Origin of the sequence: Tistrella mobilis, assembly GCF_041468085.1 — a bacterium.
Lineage (GTDB): Bacteria > Pseudomonadota > Alphaproteobacteria > Tistrellales > Tistrellaceae > Tistrella > Tistrella mobilis_A.
The window spans coordinates 4,350,972-4,365,692 of record NZ_CP121017.1 but is presented as its reverse complement, the minus strand read 5'-3'; the positions used below and the strand labels follow the sequence as shown (position 1 = coordinate 4,365,692).

Annotated in this window: 15 protein-coding genes; 3 read left to right on the top strand and 12 right to left on the bottom strand. The window is 67.1% G+C overall.

Annotated elements, in window-relative coordinates; genetic code table 11:
• Window positions 1-10 precede the first annotated feature (10 nt).
• The 3 genes from P7L68_RS25210 to P7L68_RS25200 all read left to right on the top strand — a co-directional run bounded on the left by P7L68_RS25210 (window position 11) and on the right by P7L68_RS25200 (window position 3,365).
• Window positions 11-805 (top strand): ABC transporter ATP-binding protein, encoded by a 795-nt coding sequence (locus P7L68_RS25210; protein ID WP_372002555.1) that lies wholly within the window; start codon window positions 11-13, stop codon window positions 803-805.
• Between the two features lie 106 nt (window positions 806-911).
• On the top strand, window positions 912-1,505 hold the full coding sequence (locus P7L68_RS25205) for an NUDIX hydrolase (RefSeq protein WP_372002554.1): 594 nt from the start codon (window positions 912-914) through the stop codon (window positions 1,503-1,505).
• A gap of 183 nt (window positions 1,506-1,688) precedes the next feature.
• A complete protein-coding gene (locus P7L68_RS25200; protein ID WP_372002553.1) occupies window positions 1,689-3,365 on the top strand; it encodes a hypothetical protein in 1,677 nt (558 codons plus the stop codon).
• An 11-nt stretch (window positions 3,366-3,376) separates the two neighbouring features.
• On the opposite strand, the gene P7L68_RS25195 is transcribed toward P7L68_RS25200, so the two are convergent.
• From P7L68_RS25195 to hpf, 12 genes are all read right to left on the bottom strand, one after another.
• Window positions 3,377-4,003 (bottom strand): septation protein A, encoded by a 627-nt coding sequence (locus P7L68_RS25195; RefSeq protein ID WP_372002552.1) that lies wholly within the window; start codon window positions 4,001-4,003, stop codon window positions 3,377-3,379.
• A gap of 4 nt (window positions 4,004-4,007) precedes the next feature.
• The gene (gene ftsY, locus P7L68_RS25190) at window positions 4,008-4,952 is read right to left on the bottom strand and encodes a signal recognition particle-docking protein FtsY (RefSeq protein ID WP_372002551.1); all 945 of its coding nucleotides are present in this window, start codon (window positions 4,950-4,952) and stop codon (window positions 4,008-4,010) included.
• Window positions 4,949-6,361, bottom strand: a complete 1,413-nt coding sequence (gene mtaB / locus P7L68_RS25185) for a tRNA (N(6)-L-threonylcarbamoyladenosine(37)-C(2))-methylthiotransferase MtaB (RefSeq protein WP_372002550.1) — start codon at window positions 6,359-6,361, stop codon at window positions 4,949-4,951. Before mtaB ends, ftsY begins: the two co-directional genes overlap by 4 nt.
• 32 nt (window positions 6,362-6,393) lie before the next feature.
• A complete protein-coding gene (dapF, locus tag P7L68_RS25180) occupies window positions 6,394-7,266 on the bottom strand; it encodes a diaminopimelate epimerase (RefSeq protein WP_372002549.1) in 873 nt (290 codons plus the stop codon).
• A gap of 77 nt (window positions 7,267-7,343) precedes the next feature.
• Window positions 7,344-9,422 (bottom strand): ATP-binding protein, encoded by a 2,079-nt coding sequence (locus P7L68_RS25175; protein ID WP_372002548.1) that lies wholly within the window; start codon window positions 9,420-9,422, stop codon window positions 7,344-7,346.
• A 140-nt stretch (window positions 9,423-9,562) separates the two neighbouring features.
• The gene (gene ahcY / locus P7L68_RS25170; protein WP_372002547.1) at window positions 9,563-10,858 is read right to left on the bottom strand and encodes an adenosylhomocysteinase; all 1,296 of its coding nucleotides are present in this window, start codon (window positions 10,856-10,858) and stop codon (window positions 9,563-9,565) included.
• Window positions 10,859-11,060: 202 nt separating this feature from the next.
• On the bottom strand, window positions 11,061-11,360 hold the full coding sequence (locus tag P7L68_RS25165) for an HPr family phosphocarrier protein (RefSeq protein WP_372002546.1): 300 nt from the start codon (window positions 11,358-11,360) through the stop codon (window positions 11,061-11,063).
• Window positions 11,361-11,380: 20 nt separating this feature from the next.
• Window positions 11,381-11,788, bottom strand: coding sequence for a PTS sugar transporter subunit IIA (locus tag P7L68_RS25160; RefSeq protein ID WP_372006959.1), 408 nt, complete (start codon window positions 11,786-11,788; stop codon window positions 11,381-11,383).
• A gap of 116 nt (window positions 11,789-11,904) precedes the next feature.
• Window positions 11,905-12,849, bottom strand: a complete 945-nt coding sequence (gene rapZ, locus P7L68_RS25155) for an RNase adapter RapZ (RefSeq protein ID WP_372002545.1) — start codon at window positions 12,847-12,849, stop codon at window positions 11,905-11,907.
• A complete protein-coding gene (locus tag P7L68_RS25150) occupies window positions 12,846-13,304 on the bottom strand; it encodes an HPr kinase/phosphorylase (RefSeq protein WP_372002544.1) in 459 nt (152 codons plus the stop codon). The genes rapZ and P7L68_RS25150 overlap by 4 nt, the downstream gene beginning before the upstream one ends.
• Window positions 13,305-13,339: 35 nt before the next feature.
• On the bottom strand, window positions 13,340-13,804 hold the full coding sequence (gene ptsN / locus P7L68_RS25145; RefSeq protein WP_014743694.1) for a PTS IIA-like nitrogen regulatory protein PtsN: 465 nt from the start codon (window positions 13,802-13,804) through the stop codon (window positions 13,340-13,342).
• A gap of 168 nt (window positions 13,805-13,972) precedes the next feature.
• Window positions 13,973-14,572 carry a ribosome hibernation-promoting factor, HPF/YfiA family gene (gene hpf, locus P7L68_RS25140; protein WP_372002543.1) on the bottom strand — a complete coding sequence of 200 codons (600 nt, stop codon included), beginning with the start codon at window positions 14,570-14,572 and terminating at the stop codon, window positions 13,973-13,975.
• Window positions 14,573-14,721: the final 149 nt, after the last annotated feature.

The following is a 14,721-nucleotide window of genomic DNA, read 5'->3' as shown; positions in this document are numbered from 1 at the left end:
GAATGATCCGATGATCGAAGCCAAGAGCCTCCAGGTCACCTTCAACCCGGGCACACCGCTTGAGACGCGGGCGCTGCGCGGGCTCGACCTCACTATCGGCGAGGGCGAATTCGTCTGTGTGATCGGCTCCAACGGTGCCGGCAAATCAACTTTCCTGAATGCCCTGTCGGGTGAAATCGGGGTGGATGACGGCCGGATCGTGATCGACGGCACCGACGTCACCCGCTGGCCGGCACGCCGCCGCGCCGGGTTGATGGCGCGCGTGTTTCAGGATCCGATGGCCGGCACTTGCGAGAAGCTGTCGATCGAAGAGAACATGGCGCTGGCCTTCTCTCGCGGGGCAAATCGCGGGCTGGGTGCTGCCGTGCGCGCCGACCGCCGCGATCGTTTCCGCGAAGCGCTGAAGCGGCTCGACCTCGGCCTCGACAAGCGGCTTGGCGATCGCATGGGCCTGCTCTCGGGCGGCCAGCGTCAGGCCGTCAGCCTGCTGATGGCGACGCTTCAGCCGATGAAGATCCTGCTGCTGGACGAGCACACCGCGGCACTGGACCCGCGCACGGCGGATTTCGTGCTGCAGCTGACCCGTGACATCGTCGACGAGGGCCGGCTGACCACGCTGATGGTCACCCACAGCATGAAGCAGGCGCTGGATTTCGGCACCCGCACGGTGATGCTGCATGAGGGCCGGGTGGTGTTCGACGTCTCGGGTGAGCAGCGCAAGGGTCTTCAGGTCGAGGATCTGCTCGCCATGTTCAAGCGCGTGCGCGGCGAGGAACTGGCCGACGACGCCCTCCTGCTCGGCTGATCAAGGGGCCGGAAGATGATCGGTGGCGGGGCTTGCCCGGCCCCGCCACGGCTGTCACTCTGATCGGACCCGATCGCATCCGCCATCCGCCCGGAGGTTCCCGGTCTTGGACTATTGCTCGTCCTGCGGCGGCCGCGTCACCCTGCGCATCCCCCAGGGCGACAGCCGGCCGCGCCACGTCTGCACCCAGTGCGGCATGATCCACTACCAGAACCCCAACATGGTGGTCGGGGCAGTCTGCGTGTGGGAAGACCGCATCCTGCTCGCCCGCCGGGCGATCGCGCCGCGTGAGGGCTTCTGGACCATACCGGCCGGGTTCCTCGAAAACGGCGAAAGCACGGCCGACGGCGCACTGCGTGAAGTCTTCGAGGAAGCCGGCGCCCGCGCCGAGATCGAGCGTCTGCTCGCGGTCTACGACATCCCCGAGATCCATCAGGTCCAGATCTTCTATCTGGCCCGCATGACGCGACCGGAGATTTCGGCCGGCATCGAGAGCCTGGAGGTCGGCCTGTTCACCTGGGACGAGATCCCCTGGGGAGAGCTCGCCTTCCCCACGGTCAAGGCGATCCTGAAGGACTGGCAACGCCTGCATCAGGGCGATGCCGTTTCGCGCCGCGACTTCTGGCGCCCGAAGCCGCCGGAGCCTGAGCGGAAACCCGAACTGGTGCCCGAGACGGAGTCGCCCCCGGCGCAGGCATGAGCCTCGTCCAGCATCATGCGAGCCAACGCCACTTCCGACATTGTCTGAAGCGAACGTCATATCAAATCCGTGGCGGGGCGCCTTCGGCTCTGGCCGGTGAGACAAATCCCGCGCATGATCCATATCGGAGAAGCGTCCGGCAAAGACCGGATGCCCCGGATCATCCGCAGAGGAAACGTCCCAATGTCTCTCAGCTTCAAGCGGTGGCTCGCCGCCGGGGTGGCCGCGGCCGCGCTGGTGCCGGGCCTGGCGGCGGCGCAGAGTGCGCCGGTTGCCGAATGGCAGCTCGACACGATCATTCAGCCATCGCCGTTTCGCGGCGTGCATGGCCTGGCGGTGGCCCCTGATGGCGAGGTGCTCGGTGGCAGCGTCGTCGGCCAGCAGATCATCGGTGTCGATCCGGTCAGCGGCAAGGCCCGCATCGTGGTCGACCGGCCGGCCGGCCAGGCCGACGATCTGGTGATTGCACCCGATGGCCGCATCGTTTGGACAGCCTTTCTGTCGGGCGAGGTGCGCGCGATTTCTGGCGATGCGCTTCAGGGCAAGGCGGCACCGGTGCAGGTGCTGGCCACGGGCCTGCCCGGTATCAACTCGCTCGATTTCGACGACAATGGCCGGTTGTACGCGACCCGGGTGTTCCTGGGCGATGCGCTCTACGAGATCGACCCGACCGGCGCGACCCCGGCGAAGCAGCTTCTGGAGGGCATGGGGGGGCTCAACGGCTTCGAGATCCGCGGCCGTACGCTCACCGGCCCGCTCTGGTTCAAGGGCAAGCTCGCTCGGGTGAACCTGGACGATCCTAAGATCGAGACGTTTGCCGAAGGGTTCAGGGTACCGGCTGCGGTCAACCAGGAAGTCGACGGCAAGGTGGTGGCACTCGATACCGTCACCGGCGAGGTCAAGCGCGTCGATCCGACGACTGGCGCCGTCACGGTGATCGCGAAGCTCAACCCGGCGCTGGACAATCTCGCCATCGGCGAGGACGGCACGATCTACGTCTCGAACATGGCCGAAGGGGCGATCTTCCAGGTCGACCCCAAGACCGGCAGCACCCATACGATCATCAAGGGTGATCTGGCGGTGCCGGGCGGTCTGGTGGCCGTCCCGAAAGCCGGAGGCGGTTCCACGCTGCACCTGGCCGACCTCTTCGCCTATCGCACTATCGACGGGGCGACGGGCAAGGTGACCGATGTCGCGCGGGCCTATGCGAGCAATCTCGAAAATCCGATGAACGCCAATTACGACGGCGGCCGGATCCTGCTGACGAGCTGGTTCGCGGGTGGGGTTCAGATGTTCGATCCCGCGACCGGCGCCGAGCTTGGCCATGTCAACAAGCTGGCCGCGCCCATGGATGCGCTGATGGCGGATGACGGCCATCTGCTGGTCCTGACTGCCGGCGGCACCATCCACAAGGCCGCGCTGGACGGCAGTGCGGCGCCGGCTGATCAGAAGCCGGTGGTGGAACATCTGGTTATGCCGACCCGGATGATCTGGTCGGGCCCCGATCACAGATCGGTCTATGTAACGGAAACCGGTGCCGGCCGGATCGTCGAGGTCCCGGTCGACGGTCAGGCGCTTCGGGTCGTCGTGGGCGATCTCAAGGCCCCCGAGGGCCTTGCCCGCCTGCCCGATGGCCGGCTGGTGACGGTGGAAACCGGCACGGGGCAGGTGCTGGCCTTCGATCCCGAAACGGCGAAGGGCGAACTGATCTCCACCGGCCTCAAGGGCCGGGTCGGGCTGGAAGGCACCGCAGGCATGCCGCCGGCCTATATCCCGACCGGCATCGCGGTGGATGATGCCGGCCGCATCTGGGTGGCGGGCGACCGCGACGGCAGCCTGGTGCGTCTCAGCCCGCGCTGATCGACAGAGATCTACCCCTGGTCGCCGGTATTGCTGCCGGTGGCCAGGGTGTGTCGCTGGATCAGTGGCACCTGCGAGATGCTGAACAGAAGCGTCAGCGGCATGATGCCGAACAGCTTGAAGCCGACCCAGAAATCGGTGGAGAAGTTCCGCCAGACCACCTCGTTGATCACCGCCAGTAGCAGGAAGAACAGGCCCCAGTTGCGGGTGATCTTCAGCCAGCCCTGATGGTCCAGCAGAAAGGCCCAGCCGACCAGCGGCTTGAGCAGCGGTCGGCCGAAGGCGAGACCGGCCAGCAGGATCACACCGAAGAGTGTGTTGACCACCGTCGGTTTGATCTTGATGAACAACTCGTCATCGAAGATCAGCGCCAGCCCGCCGAAACCCAGCACAAACACACCTGAGACCAGCGGCAGGATCGGGATGCGTCGCTCCCGCACCCACGAGACGGCGAGTGCAATGGCGGTGGCCGCCATCCAGCCGGCGGTGCCGGTCATCAGGCCGAATTTCGCGTTCAGCACAAAGAACACGACCAGCGGCCCGGCCTCAAGCGCCAGGCGCATCAAGCCGGTGCCGGCATCGGCCGGGCGTTGCTCCGTCGGGCGGGCTTCGACGCCTTCGTTCGGCTTGTCGGTCATCGGATCAGGTCTCCAGCCCGACCAGGGCGCGGGCGAAGGCCCGGGCCTCGAAGGGCTTCAGGTCGTCGATCCCTTCGCCGACACCTACCGCATAGACCGGCAGGCCGAAGCGATCGGCCAGCGCCACCAGCACACCGCCCTTGGCGGTGCCATCCAGCTTGGTCAGCACCAGACCGGTCAGGGGCACCATCGATTTGAAGGTTTCAACCTGATTGATGGCGTTCTGGCCGGTGGTGGCGTCCAGCGCCAGCACGATTTCGTGGGGGGCCTCGGCGTCGACCTTGCCGACCACGCGGACGATCTTCTGCAGCTCGGCCATCAGCCCGGCCTTGTTGTGCAACCGGCCGGCCGTGTCGATGAACACCAGGTCCACGCCATCGCGGCGGCCGCGCTCCACCGCATCAAAGGCCAGTCCCGCCGCATCGGCACCGGTCTCGCGCTTCAGCACCGGCACGCCGGCGCGCTGGCCCCAGACTTCCAGCTGTTCCACGGCAGCCGCGCGGAAGGTGTCGCCGGCGGCGAGCAGCACCTTGCGGCGCTGGCCGACGGCAGCGGAAGAGAGCTTGCCGAGCGTCGTGGTCTTGCCTGTGCCGTTGACCCCCACCATCACCACGACCCTCGGGCCCGAGGCGGTTGGGGCGAAGTTCAGCGGCTGTGCCACCGGCTCCAGGATCTTCGCGATCTCGTCGGCCAGCAGACCCTTGATCTCGTCCAGTCCCAGATCCTGGCCATAGCGACCCTTGGCGAGGCCGGCAGTGACCTTCGCGGCGGTTGCCGGGCCCAGATCGGCCTGGATCAGCAGCTCTTCCAGCTCTTCCAGCGTTTCGGCGTCGAGCTTGCGCTTGGTGAAGATGCCGACCAGACCATCGCCGATCCGGCTGCTGGTCTTCTTCAGCCCGGCCCGAAGGCGGGACAGCCAGCCGCCCTTGCTCGTCTGCTCCTCGCTCAAGCGGTCGCCCTCCCTTCGGCGTCGATATGGGGGTGGCCCCGGAGGTGGTCGGCCGCATGATGCGGCAGGATCGCACCCGCCAGGGTCTCGTCATCGGCTGCGGTGACCCGGGCGGTCACGATCCCACCGACCAGTGCCGGATCGGCCGGTTCCGCCAGACGCACCAGGGCGAAGCCCTCGCTGCGGCCGGTATCCGGGGCTTCAAGCAGAATCGGCAGATCGGCGCCGATATGGCTCTCCAGCCAGCGGCGCAGCCCGACAGCGCCGGCTTCGCGCAGGGCCCGGGCCCGGTCGCGGCGCACGGCTACCGGCACCTGGGGCATGCGGGCTGCCGGCGTACCGGTGCGGGCGGAATAGGGGAAGACGTGCAGATGCACCAGCCCCATCTCCTCCACCAGCTTCAGGCTGTTGGCGAACATCTCGTCGGTCTCGGTCGGGAAGCCGGCGATCAGATCGGCCCCGAAGACGACATCGGGGCGGATGCGGCGCACGGCCTCGGCGAAGGCGATCGCCTGGGCCCGGTTATGCCGGCGCTTCATCCGCTTCAGCACCATGTCGTCGCCGGCCTGAAGCGAGAGATGCAGATGCGGCATCAGCCGCGGCTCTTCCGCCAGCGCCTGCATCAGATCGGGGTCGATCTCGGCCGAATCGATCGAGGACAGCCGGAGCCGCGGCAGGTCGGGCACCAGCTTCAGCACCCGGCGCACCAGATTGCCCAGACTCGGACGTCCGGGCAGATCGGCGCCGTAGGAGGTGATGTCCACCCCGGTCAGCACGACTTCGGCATAGCCGCGGGCGGTCAGTTCGCGCACCTGCGCCACCACTTCGCCGAGTGGTACCGAGCGGCTGTTGCCGCGGCCATAGGGGATGATGCAGAAAGTGCAGCGGTGGTCGCAGCCGTTCTGCACCTGTACGAAAGCACGTGCACGGCCGTCCAGCCCTTCGACCAGATGGCCGGCGGTTTCGCGAACCGCCATGATATCGTCGACGAAGATCCGGGCAGGTTCGGTCGCCCCAACGAAATCCGGAGCGGATGGCGCGTCATCCTTCGGCAGGGATACCCGGTTGGGTGTGGCGGCGAGCGCGGCAGCAAAGCGGTCGGCCTTCAGCTTGTCCTCGTTGCCGAGAACGGCGTCGACCTCGGGCATATCCGCCCAGGCTTCGGGCCGGATCTGCGCCGCACAGCCGGTCACGACGATCCGGGCGTCGGGATCCTCGCGCCGGGCCCGGCGGATGGCCTGACGGGCCTGACGCTCCGCCTCTGCCGTCACTGCACAGGTGTTGAACACGATCGTCCGCCCGCCGGCTGCTCCGTCGCGGGCGTGGCCGCGCATCACCTCGCTCTCATAGGCATTGAGGCGACAGCCGAAGGTGATGATCCGCAGAGGATCGTCAGTCTGGTCGGACATGGGGGATTGTGGACCGGATGAGGAACCGAAGGTCAGGCGAGCAGGGACGGATCGAGCGTCCCCTCGAAGCTGGTCGCGACCGGGCCCGACATCAAGACGCGATCGTCTTCGGTCCAGGTAATGACCAGCGGGCCACCGTCAAGGACGATCTCCACCGTGCGGCCGGTGAGGCCGCGCCGGATGGCCGCGACGGCCGTTGCACAGGCGCCGGTGCCGCAGGCTGCGGTGATGCCCACACCGCGTTCCCACACCCGCATGCGCAACCGGTCGGGGCCGAGACGATGGGCAACCTCGACATTGGTGCGTTCGGGGAAGACCGGGTGATGTTCGATCATCGGCCCCCAGCGGGTGAGATCGATCGCCTCGGCATCCTCGACGAAATAGACCGCGTGCGGATTGCCGACATTGACTGCCACGGGCCGCTGCAAGGGACCGGCCTCCACGCCCTCGACCGCGAGCGTATCGGCTGGGCCGGCGAGCGGGATCTGCTGCCAGTCGAGACGGGCCGGGCCCATGTCGACGGTCACCATCCCGGCTTCATGCTGTGCCGGATCGCGGCTGGCCTGCAGCAGGCCCGAAACCGTCGCGATGGTCGTGCGACCGAGACCGCTTTCATCCATCAGCAGGGCGCCGACGCAGCGGGTGGCGTTGCCGCAGGCGCCCACTTCACCGCCATCGGCATTGTGGATGCGCATTACCGCATCGGCACTGCCGGCGGCGATCGGGTCGCCATCGGTCGGATCGATCAGAATGAACTGGTCACAACCGACACCATGCCGCCGGTCCGAGATCCGGCGGATGGTCGCGTCGTCGAGGACGAGGCCCCGAGCCGGGCCGCTCCGTCGGTCGATGACGACGAAGTCGTTGCCGAGCCCGTGCATTTTGAGGAACGGGATCCTGATCATAGCTTCGATCTTATAGGCTCCGGCCCGGCTGCCGTCCAATCAATTCGCGGCCGTGAAGGCAGGGTTGCAGGGGGCGATCAGGCCGGAATTTCAGACTCTTGGTCGGCTGCAGGCAATATCGTGGCCGGTGCATGCACCGGCAGCAGGCAGGTGATCCGCGCGCCTCCGCCCGGGGCGTCGTCGATCCGGATCCGGCCACCATGCAATTCGATCAGGCTGCGGGCAAGCGGCAGGCCAAGGCCCACCCCGGCCTTGCGTTCGCCGCGGCGCCGGCGCCAGAAGCGCTCGAAGACCTGTTCGCGCTCTTCCTCGGGGATGCCGGGACCCTGGTCAGAGATGGTGACCGCCACCACAGGCGGAAGACCTTCTGCCGGATCTGCGGGTCGGGCTTCGGCCGCCATGCGGACACGGGTATCGACAGGAGTGAAGCGCAACGCATTGCCGAGCAGGTTGTAGAGGGCCTGACGCAGGCGCAGGCCGTCGGCATCGATGGTGCCGCAGTCGGGCGGGCAGTCCAGATCGATCGACACCGAGGCGGCCTTGGCGCGCTGGCGGGCGAGATCTGCCACCGACCTCAGAAGCTGGCAGACATCGACCGGCCGGCGATTGAGGGTAACGTCGCCGGCATCGATCGAGGCAAGGTCGATCATGTCGTTGATCAGTACCAGCAGATGTTCCGAGGCATGCACGATGTCTTCGGCATAGCCCCGCTGGCGCAGGTTCAGCGGCCCGGCCATTTCGCTGGCCAGAAGCTGCGCGAAGCCGATCACCGAATTCAGCGGTGTGCGCAGCTCGTAGGACACATGGGCCACGAATTCGGATTTGAGGCGATCGGCTTCGGCAAGTGCCGCGGCCTTGTCACGCAGGGCACGTTCCACCCGGATGGTGTCAGTGACGTCGGCAAGCGACACCAGGGCAGCGCCGTCCGGAAGCGGGGTGGCTGCGATGGAGAAGAAGCGGTCGCCGGCGAGTTCGAGCGTCATCTCGCCGCGGCGGCGTTCGACCAGGGCCTCGTCCACCACCTGCCGGACGAGTTCCAGATCGTCGGCACGGGCGGCGAGCGGTCGCGCGGCATTCAGCAGCTGGCCGAGCGGCGTCTCGATCGAGACCTGATCAGGCCGCGTCTCCAGCAATCGGGCGAAAGTCTGGTTGGCGAGGCCGAGCCGGCCATCGGAGCGGAACACCGCCAGCCCTTCGGCCAGGGCATCGATGGTCGCACGCTGCACGGCGATCAGTGTGTTGTAAGACCGCTCCAACGCCAGCCGGTCGCTGACATCCTCATAGATGTGGACCAGCCCGCCCTGGCGGTGCGGGGCGATGATGACATGGAGCGTGCGGCCGTCGGGCAGATGAACCAGTTCCTCCATCGGCGCGAACAGGCTGGTGTAGAGCGCCAGCCGGTCGCGCTTCCAGGCCGGGAAGTTCACCACTTCGGGCAGGCGCCGGCTTTCGCGGAGGCGCTCTAGCAGCTCTCCTTCCCGCGGGCGCTGGTCCAGGAAGGCGGCATCCAGATGCCACAGCCGGGCGAAGGCCCCATTCCAGAAGGTCAGGCGCATGTCGGCGCCGAAGACCGCAATGCCGCTGGTGACGCTTTCGAAGGCTTCGATATAGCCGGCTTCCACCCGCTCCATCGCTGCTTCCGCCTCGGCGAGCGCCGTGGCGTCGAGAGCGAGACCCACGGCAGGTCGGTCGGTTCCGGGCGGAATCTCCAGGATCTCGTACACCCGGCGCACGCCGTCGGTCACCACGGCGCGGCGTTCGCGCATCGGCAGGCCGCGATCGCGGGCAGTGCGGGCAAGGGCGCGGGCCTGGGCGATCAGGGCGCGGTTGGCGAATTCCGGACGTTCATGCCCATCATCGCCCAGTTGGAAAGCATCGAAGGCGGCGTTGTGGCCATCGATTGCACCACTGATGTCGCGCCACCAGACCGGCAAAGGCAGGGCATCGAGCAGGGCCGTGGCGGCATCCGCCCGGGCCGAGGCGGTCTCTGCTGCGACGGCAGCCGCTTCACGGGCCCGTCGTTCGGCGGCCAGCGCACGCTCGGCCGACTGCAGGCGATCGGCAACGGCTCGCCCACGCGCACGCAGCCTGATTGCGTACACGGCAAGGCCGGCCGAAAGGGCCGTCATGACTGCGGCGACGACGATCGGGTCCATGGCGTGAGTGTAGCAGTCATGGCCGGAGCCGCAATCACGACACCGCATGGATCGTGCCATTGGCCCCGAAACGCACCGCCGCCGCCGGGTAACCCCGGCGGCGGCGGTGCGGCGATACGATCCCTGACGGGAGGCGTCGCTCAGTAGCGGTAGTATTCCGGCTTGAACGGGCCTTCCGCCGGCACGCCGATATACTGGGCCTGCTTGTCGCTGAGCTTCGTCAGCTTCACGCCCAGCTTGTCGAGATGCAGCGCCGCCACCTTCTCATCCAGATGCTTGGGCAGGGTGTAGACCTTGCGCTCATAGGCCTGGGCGTTGTTCCAGAGTTCGATCTGGGCCAGGACCTGATTGGTGAACGAGGCGCTCATCACGAAGCTCGGATGGCCGGTGGCGCAGCCGAGGTTCACCAAGCGGCCCTTGGCGAGCAGGATCAGACGCTTGCCACCGGGCAGCGTGATCTCGTCGACTTGCGGCTTGATCTCGTTCCACTCGTAATTGTGCAGGGCCGAGACCTGAATCTCGCTGTCGAAGTGGCCGATATTGCAGACGATCGCCCGGTCCTTCATCTCGCGCATGTGGTCGAGCGTGATGATGTCGACATTGCCGGTGGCGGTGACAAAGATGTCGCCCTGCGGTGCCGCCTCGTCCATGGTCGTGACCTGATAGCCGTCCATGGCGGCCTGCAGGGCACAGATCGGGTCGATCTCGGTGACCAGAACCCGGGCGCCCTGGCCGCGCAGCGCCTCGGCCGAGCCCTTGCCGACATCGCCATAGCCTGCAACCACGGCGACCTTACCGGCGAGCATCACGTCGGTCGCGCGCTTGATGCCGTCGATCAGGCTTTCGCGGCAGCCGTAGAGGTTGTCGAATTTCGACTTGGTGACGCTGTCGTTCACGTTGATCGCCGGGCAGGCCAGCTTGCCGGTCTTTGCCATCTCGTAGAGACGCAGCACACCGGTGGTCGTCTCTTCCGAGATGCCGCGGACCTCGTTCATCAGCTCCGGATACTTCTGGTGCATGATGAGGGTCAGGTCGCCGCCGTCATCCAGGATCATGTTCGGGGTCCAGCCATCGGGCCCCTTGATGGTCTGTTCGACGCACCACTCATATTCCTCTTCGGTCTCCCCCTTCCAGGCGAAGACCGGGATGCCGGCGGCGGCGATACCGGCCGCTGCCTGATCCTGGGTCGAGAAGATGTTGCACGACGACCAGCGGACCTCGGCGCCCAGCGCGATCAGGGTCTCGATCAGCACGGCGGTCTGAATGGTCATGTGCAGGCAGCCGGCGATCCGCGCACCCGCCAGCGGCTTCGACGCGCCATATTCGTCGCGCAGCGCCATCAGCCCCGGCATCTCGGTCTCGGCCAGCGAGATCTCCTTGCGGCCCCACTCGGCGAGGGCGATGTCCTTGACCTTGTAGTCCGTGAACGTGGTCATCGAGGGCGCTCCTGATGGGCATGGCGGCTTTGCCGGGGAACCGGCAAACGTCTCTCCCTCTGGTTATAGCCCTGGCCGCCCTGATCGGGCAAGGGAATATAAAGCTATCTTTATATGGTAATATGCCGCCGCATGCGGTGGAGGCCATGAAAAAACCCGCCGGGACGGCGGGTCGGCACGGGTCGGGCAGACGGCCAAACGTCTATTCATCCTCGTCGAAACGGTTGCCGATCAGTTTGACCAGGGCATCCATGGCCTGGGGGGCGTCCGCGCCCGCAGCCTCTATATCGATGGTGCAGCCGGGGCTCGCGGCCAGCATCATAAGCCCCATGATCGACCGGCCCGACACGGTCTGGCCGCAGCGGGTGACCTCGATCTCGGCCGAGAAGCTGTCGGCTGTCTTGACGAATTTCGCTGCGGCGCGTGCGTGGAGGCCGCGTCGGTTGATGATCTCGACGGTGCGCTTCAGGCGTTCGCCTGACGGGGCGGCGGACTGGCTCATCGGGCGGGGGCTCCCTTGCGTCAGCGGCCGTCGCCGGCGAGCAGGGTGCTCGCGACGTTGATGTATTTGCGCCCGGCATCCTGGGCGCTGACCACGGCTTTGGCGAGTGGCTCCGTCTCACGCACGCTGGCAAGCTTGATCAGCATCGGCAGATTCACGCCGGCGATGACCTCGACATGGGCCCGATCCAGGATCGAGATCGCCAGATTGGACGGGGTGCCGCCGAACATGTCGGTCAGCACGATCACGCCATCGCCGCCGTCGACGGCGGCCACCGCGTCGATGATGTCCTGGCGCCGCTTTTCCATGTCGTCATCGGGGCCGATGCAGATCGCCTTCATGGCCTTCTGAGGGCCGACGACATGTTCGGTTGCTGCCACGAATTCGTCGGCGAGCCGGCCGTGCGTCACCAGTACCAGACCGATCATCGGTTCCGTCGTCACCTTGGTTGCGGAGGCTCCGGCATCGTCCGCCATTGCGGCAGCGCGCCGGGGCCCCTCCGTTCATGGGCAGCCACCTGCCGGCGGAGGCGCGTTCTGACGCCTCAGACCGGTTTTGCAGCCGGGGATCCCGTTCGCGCCAGATCCGCGTCGGGCATGTCGCGATGGCGTACTGTAACCCGCCACCCGTCCTGCCTCAATTCCTCTGCGAGACGTTCAGTGACGAAGACCGAGCGGTGTTTGCCACCGGTGCAGCCTACCGCCACGGTGAGATAGGATTTGCCCTCGCGGGCGTAGGCCGGCAGCAGCAGGCGGATGAGGTCCAGCATCCGGTCGAAGAAGGGGGCGAAGAGCGGATCGGCGGCGATATGGGTACCCACCGCCGGATCCCGACCAGTGAGCGGCCGCAGCAGCGGATCGTAATGCGGATTGGCCAGGAAGCGTACGTCGAAGACCAGATCGGCATCGCGCGGCAGGCCATTGCGGAACCCGAACGAGGTGACCGAGAGCTGAAGCCCCGGCGAGCCGCCGAAGGCGAACAGTTCCGACGCCTTGCGCCTGAGGTCCGTCAGGCTGAACTCGCTGGTGTCGAGCACCACATCGGCGCGATCGCGCAAGGGTGCGATCAGTGCCCGCTCGTCGCGGATTCCGTCTTCGACCGGGCGATCGGTCGAGCTGGCGAGCGGATGCCGGCGCCTGGTCTCGGTATAGCGGCGGTAGAGCACCTCGTCGTCGCAATCCAGAAAGACGACTGTGGCGGCGAGTCCGGGCAGGGCAGCGATCTGGCTGAGCGCCTGATCTACCGCGGCCGCATCAAAGCCGCGGGTGCGCACGTCGATGCCCACGGCCAGCGCCTCGCCCGGCGCCATGGCTTCCACCGCGGGTGCCATCAGCCGGACGGGCATGTTGTCGATCGTCTCGTAGCCCAGATCCTCCAGCGCCTTGAGCAGCGAGGTCCGGCCGGCCCCCGACAGGCCGGTGATCACCAGCAGGCGGGCCGGCCCGCTTGCATCAGATCGAGTCGGAGCGGGTCGGGCGATCGGGGTCATGCATGCCTCTGAAGCGGATCGAGCACGGCAGCCAGGGCTGCGCGCAACTTGGCCGGCGCTGAGGCCTCCACCGCCACCAGATCGATCACCGGAACGGCGATACCCGCAAGCGTGATGAAATCGGGCTCGGGCAGGCGCTCAATCCTGGAGCCCGGCGGATGGAGCCGGACGGCCAGACGTACCGCCGCCGGTGCCGAGACCTCGGTGCGAAGGATGCCGACGCCGCGCACCTCGATCAAGCCACAAAGCATCTCAGGGGCGGAGGCGACCGGCCATGGCGCATCCGGTGTCCCGGTCTGGAGCACCACACGATCGTCAGCAACCAGCCGGGCACCGGTATCGATCAGCCGCAAAGCCAGATCGGATTTGCCCACGCCGCTCGGCCCGGTCAGCAGAATGCCGGCCGGACCGATGCGGATGCAGGTGGCGTGGATGGTCTGCGGGTCCGTCGCCATGTCAAGGCCCCGCCCCTCGGCATGACCGCCCGGGCTCAGGCGGCTTTGCTCGATGCGTCGTCGGTGAGCAGTGCATAGAGCGCTTCGGCAGTGTCCGAGCCGCGGAGCTTGTCGCAGACCCGTTCATCCCGCAGCAGCCGTGACACACGCGCCAGCGCCTTCAGATGATCCGCCCCGGCAGACTCCGGCGCCAGCAGCAGGAAGATCAGATCGACCGGCTGGTCGTCCACGGCGTCGAAATCGATCGGGCGCTCCAGCCGGGCGAACAGGCCCTGGACCCGGTCCAACCCGCCCAGCCGGCCATGGGGAATGGCGACGCCGTTGCCGACGCCGGTGGTCCCCAGGCGCTCGCGCTCGAGCAGCGTTTCGAAGATGGTGCGTTCGTCGATGCCTGTCAGATCGGCCGCTCGTTGCGACAGATCCTGAAGAACCTGCTTCTTGCTGCTGGACTTCAGGGATGCAAATACCCCCTCCGGACGCAGCAGATCCGCGATCTCCATGACGATCGAAACCTCTTGTGGGAAAGCCGGGGCGCCCGTGCGGCCCCGGCTTACACGTCGGATGGCCCCCTCCGGGACCGGGAGCGGCGAGCCGGTGGCCGTCGGGGCCGGTCGCCGCGACCGACCCGGTACCGACGTTCCGGCGTCTCCGCCGTTCGACGTCGACCCTCAGGCCGGCTGGCGCGGATCAACCCAGCCGATATTCCCGTCCTCACGACGGTAGACCAGATTGAGCCCGCCATGTGCCTTGTTGCGGAACAGCAGCGCGGCCTGATCCGCCAGATCCATGCGCATCACCGCCTCTCCCACGGTCAGGGACAGGATGGCGGTGTCGGTTTCCGCAATCACCACCGGGTGGCCGTCGGCCGCGTCCTCACGCTCGACCGTCTCGTCCTCCTCGGCGGCGAGAACGTAGGCGCGGGCCGGGATGGATGCAAATGAATTCTGTGCAGCATCAGCCCGCCCGTCAGTGCGGTGATGATCCCGCAGGCGCCGCTTATAGCGCCGGAGCTGCTTTTCTGCGCGTGAGAGTGCCTGATCGAAGGCGACATAGATCTCGTCGGAGGCGCCGCTGGCCTTCATCATGACACCGCGGCGGGCATGAACCGAAATATCGCAGCGGAACAGGTGGGCATCCCGGCCGAAGGCCACATGGGCGTCGATGGCATCGTCGAAATACTTGCTGACGCCGCGGTCCAGTTCCTCGAAGACGTGGTCGCGCAGGGCGTCGCCGACGTTGATCTGCTTGCCCGTAACGGTAAGCTGCATGTTCCCTCGCCTGTCGCTTGTCCGCATCCGGCGTCTGCGATGGGGCAGGGCGCGACAGACTGCCGCGCGCCCCGCACCGGCGCATTGCCGGGGGCGGATCGTTGACGGGGCCGTCGGGCCGGCCGGCCTCCCTTCCGGCAGGTCCGCAG

Bases quoted from the DNA above. Each gene is read 5' to 3' on its own strand.
- P7L68_RS25210 (WP_372002555.1), top strand. From the start codon at position 11: ATGATCGAAGCCAAGAGCCTCCAGGTCACCTTCAACCCGGGCACACCG.
- P7L68_RS25175 (WP_372002548.1), bottom strand. From the start codon at position 9,422: ATGGACCCGATCGTCGTCGCCGCAGTCATGACGGCCCTTTCGGCCGGC.
- mtaB (WP_372002550.1), bottom strand. From the start codon at position 6,361: ATGTCCGACCAGACTGACGATCCTCTGCGGATCATCACCTTCGGCTGT.
- hpf (WP_372002543.1), bottom strand. From the start codon at position 14,572: ATGCAGCTTACCGTTACGGGCAAGCAGATCAACGTCGGCGACGCCCTG.
- ptsN (WP_014743694.1), bottom strand. From the start codon at position 13,804: ATGGAGATCGCGGATCTGCTGCGTCCGGAGGGGGTATTTGCATCCCTG.
- P7L68_RS25200 (WP_372002553.1), top strand. From the start codon at position 1,689: ATGTCTCTCAGCTTCAAGCGGTGGCTCGCCGCCGGGGTGGCCGCGGCC.
- P7L68_RS25165 (WP_372002546.1), bottom strand. From the start codon at position 11,360: ATGAGCCAGTCCGCCGCCCCGTCAGGCGAACGCCTGAAGCGCACCGTC.
- P7L68_RS25195 (WP_372002552.1), bottom strand. From the start codon at position 4,003: ATGACCGACAAGCCGAACGAAGGCGTCGAAGCCCGCCCGACGGAGCAA.
- rapZ (WP_372002545.1), bottom strand. From the start codon at position 12,849: ATGACCCCGATCGCCCGACCCGCTCCGACTCGATCTGATGCAAGCGGG.
- ahcY (WP_372002547.1), bottom strand. From the start codon at position 10,858: ATGACCACGTTCACGGACTACAAGGTCAAGGACATCGCCCTCGCCGAG.
- dapF (WP_372002549.1), bottom strand. From the start codon at position 7,266: ATGATCAGGATCCCGTTCCTCAAAATGCACGGGCTCGGCAACGACTTC.
- P7L68_RS25160 (WP_372006959.1), bottom strand. From the start codon at position 11,788: ATGATCGGTCTGGTACTGGTGACGCACGGCCGGCTCGCCGACGAATTC.
- P7L68_RS25150 (WP_372002544.1), bottom strand. From the start codon at position 13,304: ATGGCGACGGACCCGCAGACCATCCACGCCACCTGCATCCGCATCGGT.